The organism is Actinosynnema sp. (assembly GCF_052038725.1).
The window spans coordinates 1-4,061 of the sequence record NZ_JBQGCX010000055.1; the positions used below are offsets into that span (position 1 = coordinate 1).

The window sequence follows — 4,061 nt, forward strand, 5'->3', positions numbered from 1 at the left end:
GCGGGCTCGCTTCGCTCGCCCTGCAGCCCGCGAGGCGGTTAGCCCGCGAAGTGGTCAACCTGCGGCGTGGAGTAGTGGGCGCGGGAGTGGGGCGTCCTGGTTTCTGTGGTGTTGTCAGGCCCACCAGAGGAACCAGAGGGATACGGCGGTCACCAGGACCACGGTTGTCGCCAGGGCGGCTGAGGTCCAGGACTTGGTGCGGTCTGCTGCCAGTTGGGCGGTTATCGCCAGGGCGGCTGCGATTGCGTGGCCGGTTACCACTGCGGTTCCTGGGCCTGGGACCGAGTGGCCTGAGGCCCAGAGTTGTACGAATAGCTCTACCGCCAGGAGCAGGACCAGGCCTGCTGCCAGGGAGCCGCTGAAGCCTCGCCACAGTCGCAGCGGCGCCGGGTCTGGGCGCTGCGGGGTGTGGGGGCGTGCGGATTGCGCGGGGAACTCGACCGTCGCCGCGTCACTCATCGCCATGGTTTCCCCATCGTCGGTTGCACGCTCGTCGTTCCACCAGCGGGGCGGTGGGGTGGTCAGGGGGCGAGCAGCGCCCACGGGTCGATCGTCGGCGCGGCCTCCTGGCCCTCGGGGCAGTGGCGCCTGAAGTCGCACCAGGAGCACTGCCTGCCCGTTCTGGGCGGGTAGACCTCGTCGTGGTCCGCGCCCGCGGCCAGGGTGCTCTCGGCCAGCACGATGTCGTCCGCGGCCTCCTCGGCGCGCGCCACGTGCCTGCCGATGCTCTCCTCGGTGTGCTCCCACACGGCTACCGAGCCGGTCGGCAGGTGGTGGAGCTCGACCCTGGCGCACGGCTTGCGCAGGGTGCGGCGGGCGGCGACGGCGTAGAGGGCGAGGGCCTGGGAGCCTCGGGCGTCGTCGGTGGAGAGGGCGTGCTTGCCGGTCTTGTAGTCGACGATCACCAGCTCGTCGCCGCGCAGGTCGATCCGGTCCACCCGGCCCTCGGCGACGATCGTGCCGGTGGGGGCGGACACCCAGCGCTCGACGCCGATCGGGTCGATCGTGGTGTCCAGGTCCTCGACGTAGTCGCGCACCCAGCCCGCGGCGCGGTCCCGGTAGCGCCAGGACTGCTCGGCGTCCCGGAAGCCGTCGGACTTCCAGGCGCGGGTGAGCAGCGCCACCGCCCGGTCGGGTGAGCGCTGGGCCGGGGGCAGGTCGAACAGGGCTTTGAGCGCGTTGTGCACGGCCGCGCCCATGGCGCTGTGCGCCCACGGGCCGCCGCGGGCCGGGCTCGGGCGGTCGACGTAGGCCATGCGGAACCGGCGCGGGCAGTCGGCCCACGTGGCGAGCTTGGCGGGGGTGACCCGGACCAGCTTGCGCGGAGGCGCGCCGAAGTCCAGACCTAGCTGCTCCTGCACGGGGGCAACGCTACCGAGGACCACCGACAGCGCGCACCACCCCTGGGCGGGCTGTGCGCTGCCCGCCCGCTAGCCGGTGAGGACCTTGCAGCCGGTCGCGCGGTCGGCCAGTTCGTCCAGGACCTCCGGGGCCGTCGTCTCCGCGCCGATCCGGGTGGTCTTGTTGGTGCCGTGGTAGTCGCTGGAACCGGTGGTGAGCAGGCCCAGTTCGCGGGCCAGGCCGCGAACGCGGGTGCGGGTCGCGGGGTCGTGGTCGGGGTGGTCGACCTCCACGCCCGCCAGGCCCTGGTCGGCCAGGGAGGCCAGGACCTCCTCGCTGATGACCGGGCCGCGCGAGACCGCGAAGGGGTGGGCCAGGACGGTCACGCCGCCCGCGTCCTCGATCATCTGGATCGCGCGGGCGACGGGGGTGTCGGTGCGGGGGACGTAGTAGCGGCCCGAGGTGAGGTAGCGGGCGAACGCCTCGTCCACGCTGGTGACCACGCCGCCCCTGATCAGGGCCATGGCGAGGTGGGGTCGGCCCGCGGGGGCGTCGGCGGGCATGGACGCCATCATCTCGTCGGGGTCGACGGGGAAGCCGTCCTCGCGCATCAGCTCGGCCATCAGCCGCAGGCGCTGCCTGCGTTCGAGGCGCAGCCGCTGCTGCTCCTCGACGAGGGCCTGCGAGGTGGGGTCGTAGAGGTAGGCGAGCAGGTGGACGGTGATCACCCTGCCCCGGCCGTCGTCGGAGGCGCAGGAGAGCTCGGCGCCGCGCACCAGGCGCATCCCGGCGGGCAGTGCCGCCGCGGCCTCCGCCCAGCCCGCCGCGGTGTCGTGATCGGTGATCGCGATCGCGTGCAGGCCTGCGTCAGCCGCGGCGGCCACCAGTCCAGCGGGTGTGTCGGTGCCGTCCGACTCGGTCGAGTGGGTGTGCAGGTCGATGCGCACCCGCCCAGTCTGAACTACTAGGGGACCATCTTCTTACCTCGGGCCGCCCGCTGAGCCTTGATCATGGAGAAGCGCTCGGCCTGCGCCTTCTTGTCGCCGAAGGTCAGCTCGGAGATGGCGTCGTACACCTCTTCCGGGTTGGGCAGGAACTCCAGGCGGTTGAGCGCCTGGATCTGACCCGCCGACTCCACGATGAGCGTGCCGAAGCCGAACATGCGTCCGACGAAGGTGCGCTCGTAGGTGAGGTCGGTGACCTTGGAGATCGGCATCATGGCGACCTTGGTGTCGAACACGCCCGAGGTCAGCATGAACCGCTTGTCCGTGACGACGATGCGCTCCACCCACCACTCGATCACGAGGTAGGCCAGCCTGAGCACCACGATGAGCGACGCGTACCAGAGGATGTTCTGGACGAAGCCGAGGCTCTGGGGCAGCAGTGAAGAAATGATCATGCAGCCCGCGAGCAGGGCGAAGGCCTCCAGGAGGTCTCCCAGGAGCACTGACCAGTGCCTGCGGACCCTGATGACCCTTCGCTCCGTCGACAGCAGGTACTCGTCGGGGTCTCGTGGTGCGAACATGCTGTGACCCTCCGCGCCGGTGGGGGTGGAGCCGGTGAGCCGGGTTGGATCAGAAGAGCTGCTTCACGAAGGTGATGAGCGCCTCAGCCGCTTCCCGGAGCGTGTTCAGGATGTTCGTCACCGTCTGGGCCGCCTGGGTCGGCTCCGCGATGAGGAAGAACAAGAGCAAGCCGACTCCGGCGAAGGTGAGGATCTTCTTCAGGTTCACGATGATCAACCCCGTTCGCTACCGCACCCGTTTGGCGCCAGTGAGACCCGTTGTACCGCACCAGGCAGCACGTTGGGAGCTTTGTACCGCACATGGGTCAGCGCGGTGCACCGCCGAACCGGTGCCACGACGGAGAGTAGCCGTAACGCTGGGCGCACGCGACGCGATGCGCCGCTCCAGAGCAGCCGGGACGGCGACCGACCGCAGGCTGCCACCTGCTGCGCAGTGCTGATCCCCCAGGTGAGGGACGGGTTGCGACGGCGCGTCATCCGTTCGGACCTGCCGGGGGCGATCGTCCGCGCTTGATCGTCCGAATGTCCGCAAAATAGATACGCAGAGTGACGATCTTTGGGCAGCACGGGGCTCGGGCGCCTCGCCGCCACGGAGGCGCGCGAGAGCCGAGGACAAGGCCCCTGCCTGCGCCTATCCGGAGATCGAATGCCCTGGCGACGCTTCGGGCACACCTGTTCACCGGTAGTTGCGATCTTCGCCACACCGGTGATCCACGTCAGGTGCACGGGACGCGGGGGAGGCCGGGCCGGAGCCCTGGGGACGATCTTTGTACCACCCGGACGCGTGAGGTTCCCGTGAGGCGCGAACCGGTCGGGTGGAGTGGGTGGCTGAGGGGTTGACCTGCGGGTGACGTTGTGGATGCGGTGGGTGACCGGGGCTTCACCTGCGCGGTCTCAGTGAGCGCTGAACAGGGCGAGCGCACCGAGATGGGGTGGAGTGGGGCTGGAGTGGGGTGAGATGAGCGGGCGGAGGGCGATGATGTGATCTTGATCATCCGTCGGGCCCGCCCCGGAAGCGGCCCACCCAGGAAGCGGCCCGCCCCGGAAGCGGCCCGCCCAGGAAGTGGCCCACTCCGGAAGCGCCCGCTCCTGGCGCCGGTTCCGTCGTCGGGCCGGTGCCGTCGGGTCGGCTCCTGGGGCCGGTTCCGTCGGGCCGGTGCCGTCGGGTCGACTCCTGGGGCCGGTTCCGTCGGGC

The 4,061-nt window shown here is 70.5% G+C and carries 4 protein-coding genes; all 4 read right to left on the reverse strand.

All coding sequences use genetic code 11. The annotated features are described in order from the left end of the window. Window positions 1-521: 521 nt before the first annotated feature. Window positions 522-1,361 (reverse strand): RecB family exonuclease, encoded by an 840-nt coding sequence (locus ACTUAL_RS01070; RefSeq protein WP_440898938.1) that lies wholly within the window; start codon window positions 1,359-1,361, stop codon window positions 522-524. A gap of 69 nt (window positions 1,362-1,430) precedes the next feature. After that, window positions 1,431-2,288, reverse strand: a complete 858-nt coding sequence (locus ACTUAL_RS01075) for a PHP domain-containing protein (RefSeq protein WP_096491561.1) — start codon at window positions 2,286-2,288, stop codon at window positions 1,431-1,433. A 17-nt stretch (window positions 2,289-2,305) separates the two neighbouring features. Continuing rightward, window positions 2,306-2,866: a PH domain-containing protein gene (locus ACTUAL_RS01080; RefSeq protein ID WP_096491560.1), complete on the reverse strand. Its 561-nt coding sequence runs from the start codon at window positions 2,864-2,866 to the stop codon at window positions 2,306-2,308. Between the two features lie 49 nt (window positions 2,867-2,915). Beyond that, a complete protein-coding gene (locus tag ACTUAL_RS01085; RefSeq protein ID WP_012783441.1) occupies window positions 2,916-3,074 on the reverse strand; it encodes a hypothetical protein in 159 nt (52 codons plus the stop codon). Window positions 3,075-4,061: the final 987 nt, after the last annotated feature.